Consider the following 17,775-nt stretch of genomic DNA (forward strand, 5'->3'; position numbering starts at 1 on the left):
CAACAAGAATCAAGAATCCACCTGCATGTCCCAGTTCTTTGCCATCCACTCGACTCATCCCGAAACGCGCCTGATCAAGCGAGCGGTGGATATCGTGCGCAAAGGCGGCATCATCGCCTATCCTACCGACTCCTGCTATGCGATCGGTTGCCACATTGGCGACAAGCACGCCATGGAGCGGATGCGCAGGATTCGCGGCGTCGACGAACGCCACCATTTCACGCTCATGTGCAGGGATCTGTCGGATATCGGTACCTTTGCGAAGGTGGACAATGCCCAGTACCGCTTGTTGAAGACCCACACGCCGGGCACCTATACCTTCATTCTCGACGCGACGCGTGAGTTGCCCCGGCGGCTGGCGCACCCGAAACGCGCGACCGTGGGTGTGCGCGTGCCAGAGCACCCGGTGACGCATGCGTTGCTGACGGAACTCAACGAGCCTCTGTTGTCATCCACGCTCATGTTGCCCGGTGAGGCTGAACCGCTCAATGATGCTGAAATGATCCGCAAGAAACTCGAACATCAGCTTGATCTGATCCTCGACGGCGGCGCCTGCGGTGTCGAGCCAACCACGGTGATTGATTTGTCGGGAGATGCCCCGATTCTGATAAGGCGCGGCAAAGGCGATATCTCCTCGTTCGGGTTTGACGAGTAACCTGACTTTCAACATTCAAGGCTTTAATGGACGCAAACTTCATCCAGAAGATCACGATCTATGCCATTCCACTGATCTTCGCGATTACGCTGCACGAGGCGGCCCACGCCTTTGCCGCGCGCTATTTTGGCGACGCTACCGCCTACATGCTGGGTCGCATGACACTCAACCCCCTCAAGCACATCGACCCGGTTTGGACGATATTGGTGCCGATTGTGACGTTACTTTTCACGCCGCTGGTATTCGGGGCCGCGAAGCCGGTACCAGTTAACTTTGGCGGCTTGCGCAATCCCAAACGCGACATGATCTGGGTTGCGGCAGCCGGGCCGCTCGCGAATTTGACGATGATGATTATCTGGGCGGTTGTTGCCAAAATCGCCATCAGCCTGCCGGAATCCGGGCCGACGGTTTTCCTGGCATTGATGGGTGAAGCGGGTATCTTTGTGAATGCGTTGCTGATGGTGTTCAATCTGTTTCCGCTGCTGCCCCTGGATGGCGGGCGGATTCTGACGGGACTTTTGCCGAATCGCCTCGCCTATTCCTTTTCGCGCACGGAGCCTTACGGCATGTTCATCCTGATCGCCCTGATGTTGAGCGGTATTATGGGTAAATTTTTGTGGCCACTGATCGATATCAGCATGAAATCGATATACGCTATAATAGGTTTATCTTGATAGCGGCAGTCTTGGTTTAGAGACTCGATTCGCCTCCCGGCGAGAATCTCACTGCTACTGATCGAACGCGGTACCGAAAGCCCACGAAGTTTAAAAGGCCGCCCGTTCTGGTCCATACGTTCCATACAGATACGCTTGTTCCACATATACGCAATATTTTTTCGCGCCGTTGGCTCTATTGCCGATTGATTCGCCACTTTACTTGCAAACCATCATCTTGCTTCCCAAGGGTATAGACCCTAACCATGTTTCCTGACAGAGTACTTTCCGGCATGCGTCCGACCGGACGCCTGCATTTGGGCCATTACCATGGCGCGCTGAAAAACTGGGCGAAGTTACAGCATGAACACCCGTGTTTTTTCTTTGTCGCCGATTGGCACGCCCTGACGACGCATTACGAAACGCCTAACGTGATCGAGGAATACACCTACGACACCGTGATCGACTGGATCGCGGCCGGCATCGATCCCGCGCAGGCGACGCTGTTCGCGCAATCCAAGGTTCCGCAACACGCTGAACTGACGCTGCTGTTATCGTTCTTCACCCCGCTTTCATGGCTGGAACGGGTGCCGACGTACAAGGACCAGATCGAAAAGCTGGGCGAACGCGGACACGATCTGGCCACCTACGGTTTTCTCGGCTACCCGTTGATGCAGGCGGCGGACATTCTCATCTATCGTGCCAACCAGGTACCGGTCGGTGAAGACCAGGTCTCGCATGTTGAACTGACGCGCGAAGTCGCACGGCGGTTCAATCACCTGTTTGGGAGAGAAAAAGGCTTTGAGGAAAAAGCCGAAGCCGCCATCAAGAAGCTGGGCGCAAAAAAGGCCAAACTCTATAACCAGCTTCGCACCAAATTTCAGCAGGAGGGCGACGAAGCCGCGCTGGTGGAGGCGCGTGAGTTGCTGGGTGATGTGCAAAATTTATCAATGGGAGATCGCGAACGGCTGTTCGGATTCCTCGAAGGTGGTGGCAAGGTGATTCTGCCGGAGCCACAGGCACTGCTCACCGCGACCTCGCGTCTGGTCGGCACCGATGGCCTGAAAATGTCGAAGAGTTACGGTAATACCATTGATTTGCGCGACAAACCCGAGACGGTCACCACCAAGGTGCGGACCATGCCCACCGATCCCGCGCGTGTCCGTCGCACCGACCCTGGCGACCCGGAAAAATGTCCAGTGTGGAATCTGCACCAGGTTTATACCGACGATGCGGTACACAAATGGGTAATTGAAGGCTGCAAGAGCGCCGGCATCGGCTGCCTGGAATGCAAGCAACCGGTGATCGACAGCATCATCAAAGAATTGACGCCGATGCGTGAACGCGCGGCGCCGTTTGAAGAAGATCCGACGCTGGTAAAGAACATTCTGGCCGACGGTTGCGAGAAGGCGCGCGGCATAGCCGAAGAAACCATGCGCGAAGTGCGCGACGCGATGGGGCTGAGTTTTTCGTGAGCACTTTTGTGAAAATGCGCATTTATCGCAAATGGGCGGGAACTGAATGAGCGTGGAACTCGTCGTCGATAACACCCAGCAGCCGTCGCTGGACATGGCGATGCCGATGGCCCGCATCAAGGGCGAGCCGTTGACCGACTTGCCGGCTGATCTGTTCATTCCGCCCGATGCGTTATCGATCATCCTCGATGAGTTTGAAGGCCCTCTGGATTTGTTGCTCTACCTGATTCGCAAGCACTCCCTGGATATCCTGAATATCCCGATGGCCGATCTCACGCGGCAGTACATGACCTACGTCGAGGCCATGCGCGAAGGCCAGCTTGAACTGGCCGCAGAGTATTTGCTGATGGCGGCGCTGCTAATTGAAATCAAGTCGCGCATGCTGCTGCCGCGTCCACCGCGCGAGCATGCGTCAGAACCGGAAGATCCGCGTGCCGAACTGGTTCGCCGCCTGCTCGAATACGAACAAATGAAAGCGGCCGCGCATGCGATCGACCAGCATCCGCGGAAGGATCGCGATTTCTCGACAGTCGACGTCATGATTGAGCAGTCACTGGTTGCGCGGGTACCAACGGTACTGGTCGCGGATCTCACCGAAGCCTGGCGCGTCATTCTCAATCGTGCCAAAGCAACACAACGGCACCGCATTTCCCGCGAAGAGCTGTCGGTTCGTTCGCATATGTCACGCATCCTGCGGCATTTGAATGGATTGGGTTTTGTGCGTTTTGATGAATTGTTTCAGCCGGAAGAGGGCGTGGCTGTGGTGGTCGTAAGCTTTCTGGCGGTGCTGGAATTGGCGCGTGAATCGTTGATCGACATTACTCAGAGCGCTGCTTTCGAGCCGATTTACGTAAAGCTTCGCGACGCGGAACCGCCGACACTCGAGCTGTCGATCTGATAGACCGGCGGGATGAATGCTCTTTACCTCCGGAATATGTTCTTGCCCTGTCACCCGGGATATGCCAAGTGAGGGGCGCTCTAATATTGCTGTAAACAGGCAGTCCAAAATATGTCAAATGAACAAGCAAACCTGAACGAATCGCCCGCGGAAATTCCCGTCGAATCAACGTCTGAAACGGCAATGGTCACGCCGGAAGATGGCAATGGTGAAAATGGCGCCGCGCGTCCGCGCACCATTGAAATCGACCAAGCCAAGCGTGCGTTGGAAGCCGTACTGATGGCGGCCGCCGAACCGATGGCGGTGAACGAACTCAAACGCATCTTTGACGGTGAACTAAGCGGCGACACTGTCCGCAACTTGCTGGAGGAATTGCGTGCCGAGTGGGCGGATCGCAGCGTTGAACTGGCGGCGGTCGCCAGTGGCTATCGCTTTCGCGTCAAGCCTGAATTCCAGAAATATCTCGACAAGCTTTCCAGCGACAAGCCGCCGCGCTATTCGCGTGCGGTGCTGGAAACTCTCGCGATTATCGTCTACCGTCAACCGGTGACGCGCGGTGATATTGAAGACATTCGTGGCGTGCAGGTTTCTCCGCACATTCTCAAGACTTTGCAGGATCGTGGCTGGATCGATGAGATCGGCCACAAGGAAGTAGTCGGTCGCCCGGCGTTGTTTGCCACCACCAAACATTTTCTGGACGATCTCAATTTGCGTTCGCTCGAAGAGCTGCCGCCGCTGCACGAATTGCAAGCCACACTCGATATGACGCAAGCCGGTGCGGCGATGACAGCGGGCGCGATGGCGTCCCTGCCGGGCGTGGCGCCGGCCGGACCGAGCGCGGACGTGACGGCAGGTAACGCTTCAACTGATACCGAATCGGTCAACACAGCGGAGCCCGCCGCGTCTGAAACGGAAACGGCTTCGCCAAGCGAACCGCCTTCTGAACCGCCGTCTACCGAGGAATCGCCATCATGGTAAAGCGCATTGTCGTCACGGGCCTGAAAGCGCGTGGCTATGTCGATGGCAGGTATGTCGGCGAGGAAAAAAAGGAACCCAATGCCAGGGGCGAAGATGTGCTGCGCGGCCGCACACGCCGCGCCAAGTCCGGTGGCCCGATGGGTGCTGGAGCAGGTGTTGGAAAGCGCGGCAAGAAACGCGGTCCCGCCCAAGGCGGTACGGCTGCCAACGACAACTTCGGCAACACCATCGCCGGCAAGCGCGGCCGGCGCGGTAAATCACAGGGTCGTGGCGCCAAGGACGGGCAGACGCAGGTTGGCAATGTTGTCGGACAAACTGCCGGCATTGGCAACGGTATCGGTTTGCCGCAGGGCGACCGGCCGCCGCGTGGTCCGCGTGGCCCCCGTGGTGCGGGTGGTCCACCGCGCACCCAGTCGCGCAAGAATACGGCCGGCAGGAAAACGCCATTTCGCAAGATGCCCATGTCAGAAGCGCTGGTGCCATCGCCATCGCAGGTTGGCGATACTCGCCGTATCGGGGAAGAAGCCAAATCCGGACAATTTGCCGAAGCGTTGGCTGCTCAGGCCAATGTAAAGCGCGAACGTTTGCACAAGGTCATGGCCCAATCGGGGATCGGCTCGCGGCGCGATATGGAAATCATGATTTCGACCGGTCGTGTGATGGTCAACGGCATCGTAGCCACCACCGGCACGCAAGTGTCGCCCGGTGACAACGTTCTGGTCGACCAGCGTCCGGTGAAGCTGAAATTCAGCGAAGAACTGCCGCGCATCCTGCTGTATCACAAGCCCGAGGGGGAGATTGTCACCACCAGCGATCCGGGCAACCGCATCACCGTATTCGACAATCTGCCGCCAGTGGAAAACGGCAAATGGATCGCAATCGGTCGCCTTGATATCAATACCTCGGGGCTGCTGATTTTCACGACAAATGGCGAACTCGCGAATCGTTTCATGCATCCTCGATATGAAGTTGAGCGCGAGTATGCAGTCCGGATTTTGGGTGAACTGACAGAGGAACAAACGCAGGCATTGCTGACTGGCGTGAACATCGACATGAGCGATGACGACCACGAGGACGATGACGAGGAACATGAACCGAGCGCGCCAGCCCGTTTCGATACCATCGAAAAACGCGGTGGAGAAGGCGCAAATCAGTGGTATCAGGTCACGATCAAGGAAGGGCGCAATCGGGAAGTGCGAAAAATGTTCGAGTCGCAGGGACTCACCGTATCGCGCCTGATTCGCACACGCTTCGGCAAGATAGAACTGCCGCCGCGCCTGTTGCGCGGCAAGCTGATGGAACTCTCGCCCGATCAGGTGCGCAGCGTGCTCGCGGGGGCGGGCATGAAGGATGAGGCGGAAGCGGCGATGCCCAATGCGGGCGCGCGTGATCCACGAGGTGGGCGCGGCCCGCGCGGCGCGCAAGGCGCCAAATCGCCGCCCCGCGAAGGCCAGGGGCGCCAAGGCGGTCAAGGCAGGCAAGGTGGGCGACCACCGCGCGTAGACAATGCAGGCGTCAGCGTGGGCGGTGTTGCGATTGGCAATGCGGCTGGCCCTGAGACAGCGGAACGCGTGGAACGCGGCAATGGAAGTCCCCGCCCACGCCGGAATCGTCGTGGCGGCAAAGGCGTGAAACGCGACCCCAATATGGTCAACGCAGGCGGAGCGGGGAATAGCGTAAACGCCGTCAATGACGAGGGGTTTGGCAATCGGGCCGACTCGCGCGGAAATGTTCCGCCCCCAATTGAAAGTTTTCATGAAAATCATCAAACGCATGAAGCAAACGGCAATGCGGTCGACGCGGTGGGAAATCTTGTGAACAAGGTATCTCCCGAGCGTCCACCCGGAGAGGGCGCCCCGCGTAAAGGGCCACGAGGCGGCCGTCAGCGGCGCAATTTTCGTGGACGTGGTGGACGCAATCGGGGTGCGAAAGGTGGTGGTGAAGGCGGTGGCGAGGGTGGCGGTGGAAACGCAACCGGAAACGAAAATAGTGGTGGCGGTGAAATGGGTGGTGGGTCAGGCGGCAATTCAGCTGGCGGTGGCAATGCCGGCAACACCGGAGGTGAAGGTAATTCCTGATTCAGCCGCAGTCAGCACCGCCGTGCATCCGCACCAGTTCCTCGCGTGTCAATAAAAATACTACCTCGTCGCCGGCGCTCACCTCAGCCCAGGTAAACGGCACATTGGGAAACGCAGCTTCGACGCCTTCGCGATTGAAGCCAACTTCCACGACCAGCAACCCGTCTTCGTTGAGATGCGCCGCCGCGCTCTTCAATATCGTGCGCACGTGATCCAGGCCGTCTTCGCCGCTGGCAAGCGCCATCGCCGGTTCGCGATGGTATTCGTCAGGCAGTGCCGCCATCGATTCGCCGGTCACGTACGGAGGGTTGCTGATGATGAGATCATATTTGTTGCCGGCAAGTGCATTCCACATGTCGGAGACAATCAAATTCACGCGGTCGTTCAGTTCGTAGTCGTTGACGTTTTGCTTTGCTACTTCCAGCGCATCGGTGGACAGATCTACCGCGTCGACCTTCGCATTCGGAAAAACCAGCGCAGCAAGTACCGCCAGACAGCCTGAACCGGTACACAGATCAAGCACCGATTCCACACCATCCGGATCAACGATCCACGGCACCAATTCGTCGTGCAACAATTCCGCGATAAACGAACGCGGCACAATGGCGCGCGCATCAATATAGAATCGGAACGGCCCCAGCCAGGCTTCATGCGTGAGGTAGGCAGCCGGGATGCGCTCCACCGCGCGCCGCTCAACGATGCGGAGTATTGCCGCCGATTCCGCGGCTGTCAGCTTGCGTTCCCGGACGCCATCGAGTTCATCCAGTGGCAGGCCGAGAGTGTGTAACACGAGATAGACGGCTTCATCAAATGCCGTTGCCGAGCCATGACCGAAGTAAAGTTCCGCATCGAGAAATGTGCGCTCCGCGAATTCAACCGCTTCACCGAGCGACGTAAGAGATTTTCCGGGCATGTCAGTTGGCACCAATCAGCAAATTTTCCAGTGTGCGGAAATACACTTCATGCAATCGCTCGATATCGGCAATTTCCACTCGTTCGTTCAACTGGTGAATGGTCGCGTTGATCGGCCCGAACTCGGCGATCTGATCGCAGACATCGGCAATGAAGCGACCGTCCGAGGTGCCGCCACCCGTCGAAAGTTCAGGGGTGATGCCGCAAACCTTCTGGACAGCCTTCGACAACGCCTCCACCAGCATGCCGCGCGGCGTGAAAAATGGCTTGCCCCCAAGCGTCCAATAAATGTCGAAGTCGAGCGCGTGCTCCTTGAGAATCGCCTCGACCCGCGTCTGCAAACTTTCCGGCGTGCTGACACTGGCAAATCGAATATTGAAATGGATTTCCACCGTTCCCGGAATCACGTTGAATGCGCCGGTGCCGCCGTAGATATTCGAAATTTGCAGCGTCGTTTCAGGAAAGTATTCGTTGCCCTTGTCCCAATGCGTCGTCGTCAAATCGGCCATTGCCGGGGCGACGAGATGAATCGGATTCTTCGCCAAGTGCGGATAGGCGACGTGCCCTTGAACGCCTTTGACGACCAGACGCGCCGAGAGCGAGCCGCGGCGGCCATTGCGAATCGTATCGCCGAACTGGTGGGTGGAGGAGGGTTCGCCGACGATGGTGTAGTCGATGCGCTCGTCCTGCGCCTTCAGCCAGTCGACCACTTTCACGGTGCCGTCCACCGCGCGGCCTTCTTCGTCGCTGGTGATCAGCAGCGCGATCGAGCCCGGATGGTCAGGGTGCTGGCGCACGAATTTTTCCGCGGCCGTGACAAACGCCGCCACCCCGGTCTTCATGTCGGCCGCGCCGCGGCCATACAATTTGCCGTCATGCTCGGTTGGCGCAAACGGATCGGTGTGCCATTTGTCCAGTGGACCGGCAGGCACCACATCGGTGTGTCCGGCGAGGCATACTAGTGGTTTTTCGGTGCCGTGACGCGCCCACAGATTGGAAACACCATTCACGTCGATCCGCTGCATGACGAAGCCCAATGGCGCGAGCCGCTCGATGATCAACTCCTGGCAGCCCGCATCATCGGGCGTGATCGAGCGGCGCGAGACCAGTTCGCGAGTGAGCGCGAGGGTGGCGGTCATGCGTTCGCGGAGTCGCGGCGAAAGGCGGCGTATTGGATGATCTGGTGTTTGAGGCTGTGCATGGCTCGGTTGCTTCAATTGAATGGGGCGGATTTTAGCAGGCGGCTTCCGCGGGCCGGCGTAAACATGGGAGCTTCCAAAGTATCTGTCGTACCGGCACACGCTGGCTGCCAAGTTCTCCAAACCGGAATTGCCTTCTTCAGGTTGGGCCAAGGCCCGCGCGTGCGCGGCTGTGCCTTTTACTCGAGAAGCCGCCCCATCAAGATATGAAACTCCTTCACTGGTGCGGCATTGCGGGCAAAACGGACGCGGAAAGGCGCGCCAGTGCTGGAGTTTGCCGAGCGAATTGGCGGCCTCGGCCTCGAGCGGCATGCAAAAAAACTTTGACACTGGCCGTTGACTATCATTCCATGTCCAACACGTCAGCGTTCATTTGTCAGGCGTTCCAAACAAAGCATTGAGCAAGCGCTCTGACTCACGCAGGCCCTGCTGCGTAAACACCACCGATTTCGCCTTGCCGACGGGATCGCTGATGTAACCCTTCGCATATAGTCGGCCCATCGCGTCCCAATCGAAAGCCTTCCACGCCCTTGTTCCCTCATGAAGACCCAACTGCAGAAGGGCCAGAACGGCTTCGTCAATTCGATCGGTGTTGAGCTCCACGGCGAATCTCCTTTCGTTCAAAGTCCGAAGTGGCGGGCATGGGTGGCTTTGGCGCTCGCGTCCACGTCGATGGAATGGCAAGACACCTTTCCCATTTTCATTTGTGCTGTTCGGAATGCAAGCGTGGATCTACCGACATCACATGGTACATGCCGTTCAAGTTCGCAATCATGTCCCGAAAGAACTCACGCATCGCCGGCTCGGAATATCCGTCATCGCGCAGGTCTTTCATTTCGCGTTTGAGCGCAAGATCGAGGGCCTCCTGCGGAGACTTGTAAAGGCAAATACCGCCGAAGACGTTCCAGTGCCGACTCTTGTCCGCCCCATCTTCCTTATTCCCGGGAAGAAGGAAGTTGTCGAGGGCGAGCGAGCTAGGTAGCGCCTCGCGAGGTATCGATTTAATCCATCCGTATGGAATGCGGATGGCCTCGTCAAGCAGACCGGCCGCTTTCTTTTTGTCACCGTTCTCAATGCGGAGTGCCTCGCGAAAGAGAAGCACCATGGGAAGGTTGTGGTTTTCGACATTGGGATCGAGGTACTTCCTGCTGGTCCGAGAGACCGCGCGCAGATAGCGGGCGTCATGCTGCGCATATGCGACGAGCTGGCGGAAATCTGTTTCCTGTGTTGTGCTTTTGTAATATTGCCATTCGGCACGTTGCAAGTAATTCGCGAGATTTGTGAGGTTTCTCGCCGGCCCGATTGTTTCGAAGTCGTACGCAAGATCAAGGTCGGCCTTGAGGTGACCGGACACAACTTTGAGAACGGCGCGCCAATCTTGCTTGCCCAACTTGAATTCATCATAGAGTGGTGAGCTGAGCATTTCACGCAGGTGATCGCGAAAGATGAGAAGTTTGAGAGGGAAATCGGGTTGTCCCCGCACCGTCAGCGTCTCCGCATCCTCGACAAGTTCCATGAGCGCGAGAAGCAACTCGAATTTTGCGCCAGACAAATAGAGCATCTTTATGTGCGCCAATTTTTCGGCCGCATATTCGCGTTCAATTGGCAAGAGTTGAGGTTGCCGCGTCCGCCACGCTTGATCGAACCTGACTGCTTCGGAATAGACGGCGGCACCAAGCGCCTCTGGGTACGAATTCAAGCTCACTGGAGCGGGAAGACTTGTCAGCCAATCAAGGATCGAATCCTTCGCCAGTGGATAGGTCAGAGCCCAGAGCGGGCGGGGTAGATATTCCGAATTCGAAACGTAACGATACAGTTCACGCGGGCGCGGGAATGGCTCGCGATTCAATCGTGCTTTTTCTTCGGCTGCATATGGATCGCCAGCTGATGCGACGAGTTGGCGGAGAATTTTCAGATCCTCTTCATCGATCATTCCGTTCTTGTTCATGTCGACGCGCGATGCGACACTATTCGGCAGGGTGAATGGGTTCTGCAGTACGTGATCAAGCGCGGCGAGGTCAGCGGTCGTCCATCGGTTATCACCATCCAGGTCCCCCAGCATAACCAGCTCGGAGCTTGTGCCGACATGATGGGTTGGGATGGCTAGCTTCCAGTACACATAGCCGACCGCGCTAAGAAAACAAAGGGGCAGCAGAAGCCGTTTCAGAATCTTCATTTAGCGGTATGGCGGCGCATGCGACCTCAAACGATTGACATGAAATGCGTGACCCAGCTTGCCGGGCCGCGCCTCTCGATTGATTTAGGTTTCCATCTTAGCTCGTATTCAGATATCAAACGCCAGTACCCGCGCACCTCCTGGAGCGAAAACGACTGAAAAGCCGCGCCAGTGCTTGAGTTGGCATGTCCACGAAATCGACCCTCAAGCCTTGATCACCCTAACCGACCGCATCACCAGCGCCACCCCCGCCGCCGTCACCAGCAATCCCGCCACAGCCAGCCACGTCAGCGCCTCATCGAACAACACGAACGCCATGATGGCGGTGACAGATGGCGTGAGGAAGAACAGGCTCGCCACCTTTGACGCGGCGCCGCGCCGGATCATGAGGTAAAGGAGGCTGATGGCGCCTATCGAGAGCACGACCGCAAGCCAGAGCAGCGCGAAAAGGAATTGGCCGGTCCATTGCACTTGGCGCGTTTCCAATACCAGTGCCAGCAGCAGCATGACGATTCCGGTGGCGGAGAACTGGATCACGCCGCCGGTACGCAAATCCATGTGCGAGCAGAAGCGTTTCTGGTAGAGCGTGCCGAAGGTGATGCCGAGTAACGCGATGCCTGCACAGCCGAGCGCGGCGGCGCTGACGTTGCCGCTGGCGAGCGTGAACTTGCTCATTACCACCATCACCACACCGGCGAGACCGAGCGCCATGCCGATCCATTGGCGCATGCTCAATTTTTCGTGCAAAAAGAGATTGGCGAAGACCGCCGTCAGGATCGGTTGCAGGCCAGTGAGGAGTGCGACGAAACCGAGTGGCAGTTTCAGGTTGATGGCGTAGAGCACGCCGCACAGATAGGTGGCGTGCACCAGCAATCCGGCGGTGGCGATGTGCGCGGCTTCGCCAACGCTGGCGGGCCACGGCGCGCGCGTGGCGAGCACAATGATGCCAAGGATCGATACCACGATCACCATGCGCCACATCATGAACGTGAACGGTTCCGCGAACGGGGCACCGTAGCGCATGCCGATGAAGCCGGTGCTCCAGAGGATGACGAACAGCGCCGGGGTCCAGGTGATGAAGGCGGACGGCGATGCGATGGGAGGAGGCGGGTGCGTGGAAGGGGCGGTCGGCATGGGAAATATTGGCGGCGCAGCCCGGAAGGTGAAACGGTCCGCAATGTGAATCGGTTGCAGGAAACGAACTGCCATTTTACGTGATCATCATCACGCTTCACGGATCGGCGCGCCAGGAAAAAACGGTGCCGTTGGCTTGGTGTTGCGCCGCGTCATGTCGACGTACCCGATCTTGCGTTATAACGGCAATCATGTTCAACGGTTTTGCGAAAAAAAGACTTCGTGCCAATGGCGTGGAGATCCATGTCCTGATCGGTGGCAGCGGCCCGCCTTTGCTCTTGTTGCATGGCTATCCGCAATCGCATCTGATCTGGCATCGGGTCGCGCCTGCATTGGCGAAAAACTTCACGGTCGTCGTCACCGATTTGCGCGGCTACGGGCTAAGCGGGAAACCGCCGGATTTGCCGGAGCACGCAAGCTACAGCAAGCGCGCCATGGCGCAGGATCAGGTCGAGGTGATGCGGCAACTTGGCTTTGAGTCTTTTCACCTTTGCGGCCACGATCGCGGCGGTCGGGTCGCGCATCGCCTTGCGGTGGATCATCCGCAAGCGGTAAAGAAACTGATGCTGCTCGATATTTCGCCGACGCTCTCTATGTACGAACAGACCAATATGGATTTCGCGCGCGCGTACTGGTGGTGGTTCTGGCTGATCCAGCCTGCACCTTTTCCGGAAGACATGGTGGCGGCGGCGCCGGAAACCTATTTGAAGAAGAAAATCGGCTGGGGCCACGCCGGACTGAAACCTTTCACCGAAGAAACCTATGCGGCCTATTTTTCCTATGTGAGCGATCCCGCGACCATGCACGCCATGTGCGAGGACTATCGCGCGTCCGCGTCGATCGACCTGGAGCATGATCGTGCTGATCGCGCGGCGGGACGCCGTATCACTCGCCCCCTTAATGTGTTGTGGGGCGAGTTTGGCGTGGTCAATCGTTGCTTTAAGCCGCTGGAGGATTGGCGGCAAGTGGCGGATGATGTGCGAGGGCGCACCGTGCCGTGCGGGCACTACATTCCGGAGGAGGTTCCGGACGAATTGTTGCGGGAGATGAATGCGTTTTTTGCATGATGTGAACATGAAACACAAGCATTGGCGAGGCGTTTCGGGCAAAAATGGCTGAAAAGGCGCGCCAGCGGCTGAGTTTCACCAGTCAATATCCGAAAACCGTCATTCCCGCGCAGGCGGGAATCCAAGGTTGTTCATGCTGGTGCGATTGCCGTGAAATTGAATTCCCGCTGCGCCCAACGGACGTCCCTATGGGACGCAGGCATGTCGAAAATTTGAGATGTCGAGTAGTTGTCAACTTGATGGAGGCTGTGTGAATAAATACAAAATTGCAGTAATCGCCGGTGACGGCATCGGCAAGGAAGTCGTCCCCGAAGGCATTCGGGTCCTCGAAGCCGCCGGCCGGAAATTCGATATCGGCTTTCAATTCGACGAAAAACCGTGGAGCTGCGATTACTACAGCGCGCACGGCAAGATGATGCCCGACGATGGGCTCGGCGAAATCCGCCATCACGATGCGGTATATCTTGGCGCCGTCGGTTTCCCCACCGTACCGGATCACGTCTCGCTGTGGGGGCTGCTGATTCCCATCCGCCGCGAATTCCAGCTCTACGCAAACGTGCGGCCGGTGAGGCTGATGCCCGGCGTTCCATCGCCGCTTGCCAATCGCAAGCCGGGCGATATTGATTTCTGGGTGGTGCGGGAAAACAACGAGGGTGAATACTCATCGATCGGCGGGCGCATGTATGCGGGTACCGAGCACGAGATGTGCATGCAGCAAACCATTTTCACGCGGCGCGGGGTCGATCGCATTCTGAAGTATGCGTTTGAACTCGCGATGACGCGCGAGAAAAAGCATGTGACGTCCGCCACCAAATCGAACGGCATCGCCATCACCATGCCGTACTGGGATGAACGCTTCAAGGAAATGGCGGCGAAATATCCGGCGGTTCGCACCTCGCAATATCACATCGATATTCTCACCGCGCATTTTGTGCAGCACCCGGACTGGTTCGATGTCGTGGTGGGGTCCAATCTGTTCGGCGATATTCTGTCCGACCTCGGGCCGGCATGTACCGGCACCATCGGCATCGCGCCGTCAGCGAACCTGAATCCCGAGCGCGAATTCCCGTCCTGCTTCGAACCCGTGCACGGCAGCGCGCCGGATATCTACGGCAAGGGCATTGCGAACCCCATCGGCCAGATCTGGAGCGGCGCGATGATGCTTGAACATCTCGGCCACAAGGCCGCAGGAGATGCTATCGTGAAGGCCATTGAAGTGGTGCTGGTCGAGGGACCACGCACGCGTGACATGGGTGGCACCGCGAACACGCAGGATGTGGGCAAGGCAATTGCCGACGCGATTTGAATTTTTGTTATTTACCGTGAATAAACTCGGAGGAAAATATGAAACGCATCATCACTGGAGTGCTGGTTGCATCATTTGCATGTTTGTCGGGAATGGCTGTCGCACAATCGACTTACCCTGACAAGCCGGTACGCTACATTGTTCCGTTTGCCCCCGGAGGCGAATCGGACATTGGTGCCCGGCTCCAAGGGCTCATATACAAACGGAAATTTGGCCAGGACCTGATCGTGGAATCGAAGCCGGGTGCGGGCGGCGCATTGGCCTGGTCGCAGACCAACACCTTTCCAGGTGACGGTTACACGCTGATGAGCACCAATCTGCCGCACCTTGTACTGCAGCCGATGGAAGGCACTGTTCAGTACAAGACCGATGACATTAATAATGTCTATTTTTACCATTACACACCTGACGCGATTGTGGTCAGGAGCGAGTCACCGTTCAAGACCTACAAAGACCTCGTTGCCGCCGCGAAGGCGAAGCCAGGCGTTGTTTCCATCGCAGGCTCCGGCACCAATTCGGCCAATCATGTCGCGACCGAGCGATGGAATGCCGCCGCCGGTATCACGACCAACTACGTGCCCTACAAAGGAACCGGGGACCTGGTGGCATCGCTCCTGGGCGGTCACGTCGACATGGCCATGTCGTATGTGACGCTGGCGATATCCCAGAAGGGCAAGACGCGCATGCTGGCGATCGCCACCGAGAAACGCCATCCGCAATTCCCCGATGTGCCCACCTTCAGGGAACTGGGTATCGACTGGGTGGACGGAGCGTATCGCGGCATTGCCTTGCCGAAGTCGGCAACGCCGGAAATGCGCAAGAAAGTGTCCGACATGTTCAGCGAAATCAATCGTGATCCCGAATTTCGCCAGCGCATGGCCGACGGAGGCTTTGAACTGACGGACATCACCCACGACAAGATGCCGGCGTTCATGGCGGAGCGCACCAAGGTCTACACCGAGGTGGCAAAACGGATGGGGCTGGTGAAGTAGGCGAAGGGGCTATTCACGAAGGGGCTACTCATGGGCCCGGCGAGCCGCGTGTTCCTGGCAATATGCCCGAAAATACGATGCCGCATCAAGCTGGATGCAGGCATGGCCGGCTGAGTATCATGAATGCGGACAGCTCATGTAGAATTGTCCGCATAATAAATCGATCGCAAAATCGGAGGAGAGGCTGTGAAACTGAGGAATCCCAAAGACTTCTGGTCCGGAGTCATGTTCGCGGCAATCGGTTTTGCCTTCGCGATCATCGTCAAAGTATTTGAATATCCGATGGGTACTGGCAGCCGAATGGGGCCGGGTTACTTCCCGTACGTGCTTGGTATCCTCATGGGCATCCTGGGGATTGTCATCATTGTCCAGGCATGGGTTTCCGAGGGGCATCGCGTCGCGAAGTTCGCATGGCGGCCATTGTTCTGGGTCCTCGCTGCGTTCGTCATCTTCGGGTTGATCGCCAAATGGGCGGGCCTGGTGATTGCTATTGTCGTGCTGGTGGTAATTTCATCGTATGGCGGGCACGAACACAGATGGAAGGAAGCGGCAATTTCCAGTGTTGTCCTGGCTGCCGGATCGGTGGCGATTTTCGTGTACGGCCTGAAATTGCCGTTCCCGATATGGCCCGCATTTATTTCCGGATAAGGGGACGACATGGACCAGCTACTTGCAAACCTTGCGCTCGGTTTCGGTGTCGCACTCACATTCAACAATCTGCTCTATTGCCTGATCGGCTGCCTGCTGGGCACGCTGATTGGCGTGCTGCCCGGTATCGGCCCGGTCGCCACCATCGCCATGCTGCTGCCCGCAACGTTCACGCTGCCGCCCGAGTCGGCGCTGATCATGCTGGCGGGCATTTACTACGGCGCGCAGTACGGCGGCTCAACCACGGCGATTTTGATCAACATCCCGGGCGAGTCTTCGTCGGTGGTGACGGCGCTGGATGGTTACCAGATGGCACGACAGGGGCGCGCCGGGCCAGCGTTGGCGACGGCGGCGTTAGCCTCATTTTTCGCCGGGTCGGTGGCGACACTTCTGCTCGCAGCGGCGGCGCCGCCTTTGGCACAGATCGCCTTCAAGTTTGGACCTGCCGAATATTTCTCGCTGATGGTGCTGGGCCTGATTGCCGCGGTGGTGCTCGCGCATGGCTCGGTGCTGAAGGCGATCGCTATGATCGTTTTGGGGCTGTTGCTGGGGCTGATCGGCACCGACGTCAACTCGGGGATGGCGCGCTTCAGCTTCGGCGTTCCCGAACTCACCGACGGCATCGGCTTCGTTTCCGTGGCGATGGGTGTGTTCGGGCTGGCGGAGATCATGAAGAATCTCGAGCAAGGCGAGGAACGCGAAGTTTTTCTCAAGAAAGTGACGCATTTGTGGCCCACCAAGCAGGACATAAAGGACGCGTGGGCCGCGGTATTGCGCGGTACGGCGCTGGGTTCACTATTGGGCATCTTGCCCGGCGGCGGAGCGGTTCTTTCGTCGTTCGCGGCGTATACGCTCGAAAAGAAGTTCGCCAAGGATTCCTCTAGGTTTGGCAAGGGCGATATCCGCGGCGTGGCCGCGCCCGAAGCGGCCAACAATGCCGCCGCGCAGACTTCATTCATACCCCTGCTGACCCTCGGCATTCCACCCAATCCGGTGATGGCGCTGATGGTGGGTGCCATGATCATCCAGGGTATCCAGCCTGGCCCGCAGGTCATGACGGAACGTCCGCAACTGTTCTGGGGAATGATCGCCAGCATGTGGATTGGAAATCTGTTGCTGGTGGTGCTGAATCTTCCGCTGATCGGTATGTGGATCAAGCTGCTGACCGTGCCCTATCGTCTGCTGTACCCGGCGATTCTGGTGTTCTGCGGAATTGGCGTCTATTCGCTGTCCAACAGTCCGTTCGATGTGGTCATTACCGCCATATTCGGGTTTATCGGTTATTTGTTTGTCAAACTCGAATGCGAACCCGCGCCGTTATTGTTGGGCTTCATTCTCGGGCCGATGATGGAAGAAAACCTGCGGCGGGCGATGTTGCTGTCGCGCGGTGATCCGATGACGTTCCTGAACCGGCCGTTGTCGGCGACGCTGCTTGGCATTTCACTGCTGCTTCTAATCATCATCATGTTGCCGGCGATCAGAAAGAGGCGCGAGGAAGCGTTTGTGGAAGATTAGTTTCTTTCATCGAGTAAAAAGCCCCGCCGCGTGCGGGGCTTTTTTCTGCGTCATCCGCCGCGGTCACCGTGCCGTAAAATAGTTTCGAT

General features: G+C 57.8%; 16 protein-coding genes. 11 read left to right on the plus strand and 5 right to left on the minus strand.

The genetic code is table 11. From position 1 onward, the window contains the following. Positions 1–25 precede the first annotated feature (25 nt). The 6 genes from IPP88_19825 to IPP88_19850 all read left to right on the plus strand — a co-directional run bounded on the left by IPP88_19825 (position 26) and on the right by IPP88_19850 (position 6,737). Complete coding sequence (locus IPP88_19825) at positions 26–655, plus strand: threonylcarbamoyl-AMP synthase (GenBank protein MBL0124863.1); 630 nt, start codon at positions 26–28, stop codon at positions 653–655. Positions 656–681: 26 nt separating this feature from the next. Continuing rightward, positions 682–1,329, plus strand: coding sequence for a site-2 protease family protein (locus IPP88_19830; protein ID MBL0124864.1), 648 nt, complete (start codon positions 682–684; stop codon positions 1,327–1,329). 245 nt (positions 1,330–1,574) lie between these two features. After that, a complete protein-coding gene (locus IPP88_19835; GenBank protein MBL0124865.1) occupies positions 1,575–2,783 on the plus strand; it encodes a tryptophan--tRNA ligase in 1,209 nt (402 codons plus the stop codon). Positions 2,784–2,829: 46 nt separating this feature from the next. Beyond that, on the plus strand, positions 2,830–3,681 hold the full coding sequence (locus tag IPP88_19840) for a segregation/condensation protein A (protein ID MBL0124866.1): 852 nt from the start codon (positions 2,830–2,832) through the stop codon (positions 3,679–3,681). 183 nt (positions 3,682–3,864) lie between these two features. Next, entirely contained in the window at positions 3,865–4,659 is a 795-nt protein-coding gene (scpB, locus tag IPP88_19845; protein ID MBL0124867.1) for an SMC-Scp complex subunit ScpB, read from the plus strand. Beyond that, complete coding sequence (locus IPP88_19850) at positions 4,653–6,737, plus strand: rRNA pseudouridine synthase (GenBank protein ID MBL0124868.1); 2,085 nt, start codon at positions 4,653–4,655, stop codon at positions 6,735–6,737. The genes scpB and IPP88_19850 overlap by 7 nt, the downstream gene beginning before the upstream one ends. Before the next feature lies 1 nt (position 6,738). Here IPP88_19850 and prmB read toward each other — a convergent pair whose 3' ends face one another. From prmB to IPP88_19875, 5 genes are all read right to left on the minus strand, one after another. Continuing rightward, positions 6,739–7,650 (minus strand): 50S ribosomal protein L3 N(5)-glutamine methyltransferase, encoded by a 912-nt coding sequence (gene prmB / locus IPP88_19855; protein ID MBL0124869.1) that lies wholly within the window; start codon positions 7,648–7,650, stop codon positions 6,739–6,741. Position 7,651: 1 nt separating this feature from the next. Next, the gene (dapE, locus tag IPP88_19860; protein ID MBL0124870.1) at positions 7,652–8,788 is read right to left on the minus strand and encodes a succinyl-diaminopimelate desuccinylase; all 1,137 of its coding nucleotides are present in this window, start codon (positions 8,786–8,788) and stop codon (positions 7,652–7,654) included. Between the two features lie 429 nt (positions 8,789–9,217). After that, positions 9,218–9,451, minus strand: a complete 234-nt coding sequence (locus IPP88_19865) for a hypothetical protein (protein ID MBL0124871.1) — start codon at positions 9,449–9,451, stop codon at positions 9,218–9,220. Positions 9,452–9,548: 97 nt separating this feature from the next. After that, entirely contained in the window at positions 9,549–11,024 is a 1,476-nt protein-coding gene (locus IPP88_19870; GenBank protein ID MBL0124872.1) for a hypothetical protein, read from the minus strand. A 204-nt stretch (positions 11,025–11,228) separates the two neighbouring features. Beyond that, entirely contained in the window at positions 11,229–12,158 is a 930-nt protein-coding gene (locus tag IPP88_19875; protein MBL0124873.1) for a DMT family transporter, read from the minus strand. Positions 12,159–12,349: 191 nt separating this feature from the next. On the opposite strand from IPP88_19875, the gene IPP88_19880 reads away from it, so the two are divergent. The 5 genes from IPP88_19880 to IPP88_19900 all read left to right on the plus strand — a co-directional run bounded on the left by IPP88_19880 (position 12,350) and on the right by IPP88_19900 (position 17,686). Then, positions 12,350–13,225 carry an alpha/beta hydrolase gene (locus IPP88_19880; protein ID MBL0124874.1) on the plus strand — a complete coding sequence of 292 codons (876 nt, stop codon included), beginning with the start codon at positions 12,350–12,352 and terminating at the stop codon, positions 13,223–13,225. 217 nt (positions 13,226–13,442) lie between these two features. Beyond that, positions 13,443–14,531: a tartrate dehydrogenase gene (locus tag IPP88_19885; GenBank protein ID MBL0124875.1), complete on the plus strand. Its 1,089-nt coding sequence runs from the start codon at positions 13,443–13,445 to the stop codon at positions 14,529–14,531. Between the two features lie 38 nt (positions 14,532–14,569). Then, the gene (locus IPP88_19890) at positions 14,570–15,523 is read left to right on the plus strand and encodes a tripartite tricarboxylate transporter substrate binding protein (protein ID MBL0124876.1); all 954 of its coding nucleotides are present in this window, start codon (positions 14,570–14,572) and stop codon (positions 15,521–15,523) included. Between the two features lie 186 nt (positions 15,524–15,709). After that, positions 15,710–16,171: a tripartite tricarboxylate transporter TctB family protein gene (locus IPP88_19895; protein MBL0124877.1), complete on the plus strand. Its 462-nt coding sequence runs from the start codon at positions 15,710–15,712 to the stop codon at positions 16,169–16,171. A 9-nt stretch (positions 16,172–16,180) separates the two neighbouring features. Continuing rightward, entirely contained in the window at positions 16,181–17,686 is a 1,506-nt protein-coding gene (locus IPP88_19900; protein MBL0124878.1) for a tripartite tricarboxylate transporter permease, read from the plus strand. Positions 17,687–17,775: the final 89 nt, after the last annotated feature.

Source organism: Betaproteobacteria bacterium, assembly GCA_016720925.1.
In the GTDB taxonomy this organism is placed as follows: Bacteria; Pseudomonadota; Gammaproteobacteria; order Burkholderiales; family Usitatibacteraceae; genus UKL13-2.

What these genes read in the sequence shown, in the direction of transcription:
- IPP88_19825 (MBL0124863.1), top strand. Translation starts at nt 26, where the DNA reads ATGTCCCAGTTCTTTGCCATCCACTCGACTCATCCCGAAACGCGCCTG.
- IPP88_19830 (MBL0124864.1), top strand. Translation starts at nt 682, where the DNA reads ATGGACGCAAACTTCATCCAGAAGATCACGATCTATGCCATTCCACTG.
- IPP88_19835 (MBL0124865.1), top strand. Translation starts at nt 1,575, where the DNA reads ATGTTTCCTGACAGAGTACTTTCCGGCATGCGTCCGACCGGACGCCTG.
- IPP88_19840 (MBL0124866.1), top strand. Translation starts at nt 2,830, where the DNA reads ATGAGCGTGGAACTCGTCGTCGATAACACCCAGCAGCCGTCGCTGGAC.
- scpB (MBL0124867.1), top strand. Translation starts at nt 3,865, where the DNA reads ATGGTCACGCCGGAAGATGGCAATGGTGAAAATGGCGCCGCGCGTCCG.
- IPP88_19850 (MBL0124868.1), top strand. Translation starts at nt 4,653, where the DNA reads ATGGTAAAGCGCATTGTCGTCACGGGCCTGAAAGCGCGTGGCTATGTC.
- prmB (MBL0124869.1), bottom strand. Translation starts at nt 7,650, where the DNA reads ATGCCCGGAAAATCTCTTACGTCGCTCGGTGAAGCGGTTGAATTCGCG.
- dapE (MBL0124870.1), bottom strand. Translation starts at nt 8,788, where the DNA reads ATGACCGCCACCCTCGCGCTCACTCGCGAACTGGTCTCGCGCCGCTCG.
- IPP88_19870 (MBL0124872.1), bottom strand. Translation starts at nt 11,024, where the DNA reads ATGAAGATTCTGAAACGGCTTCTGCTGCCCCTTTGTTTTCTTAGCGCG.
- IPP88_19875 (MBL0124873.1), bottom strand. Translation starts at nt 12,158, where the DNA reads ATGCCGACCGCCCCTTCCACGCACCCGCCTCCTCCCATCGCATCGCCG.
- IPP88_19880 (MBL0124874.1), top strand. Translation starts at nt 12,350, where the DNA reads ATGTTCAACGGTTTTGCGAAAAAAAGACTTCGTGCCAATGGCGTGGAG.
- IPP88_19885 (MBL0124875.1), top strand. Translation starts at nt 13,443, where the DNA reads ATGTCGAGTAGTTGTCAACTTGATGGAGGCTGTGTGAATAAATACAAA.
- IPP88_19890 (MBL0124876.1), top strand. Translation starts at nt 14,570, where the DNA reads ATGAAACGCATCATCACTGGAGTGCTGGTTGCATCATTTGCATGTTTG.
- IPP88_19900 (MBL0124878.1), top strand. Translation starts at nt 16,181, where the DNA reads ATGGACCAGCTACTTGCAAACCTTGCGCTCGGTTTCGGTGTCGCACTC.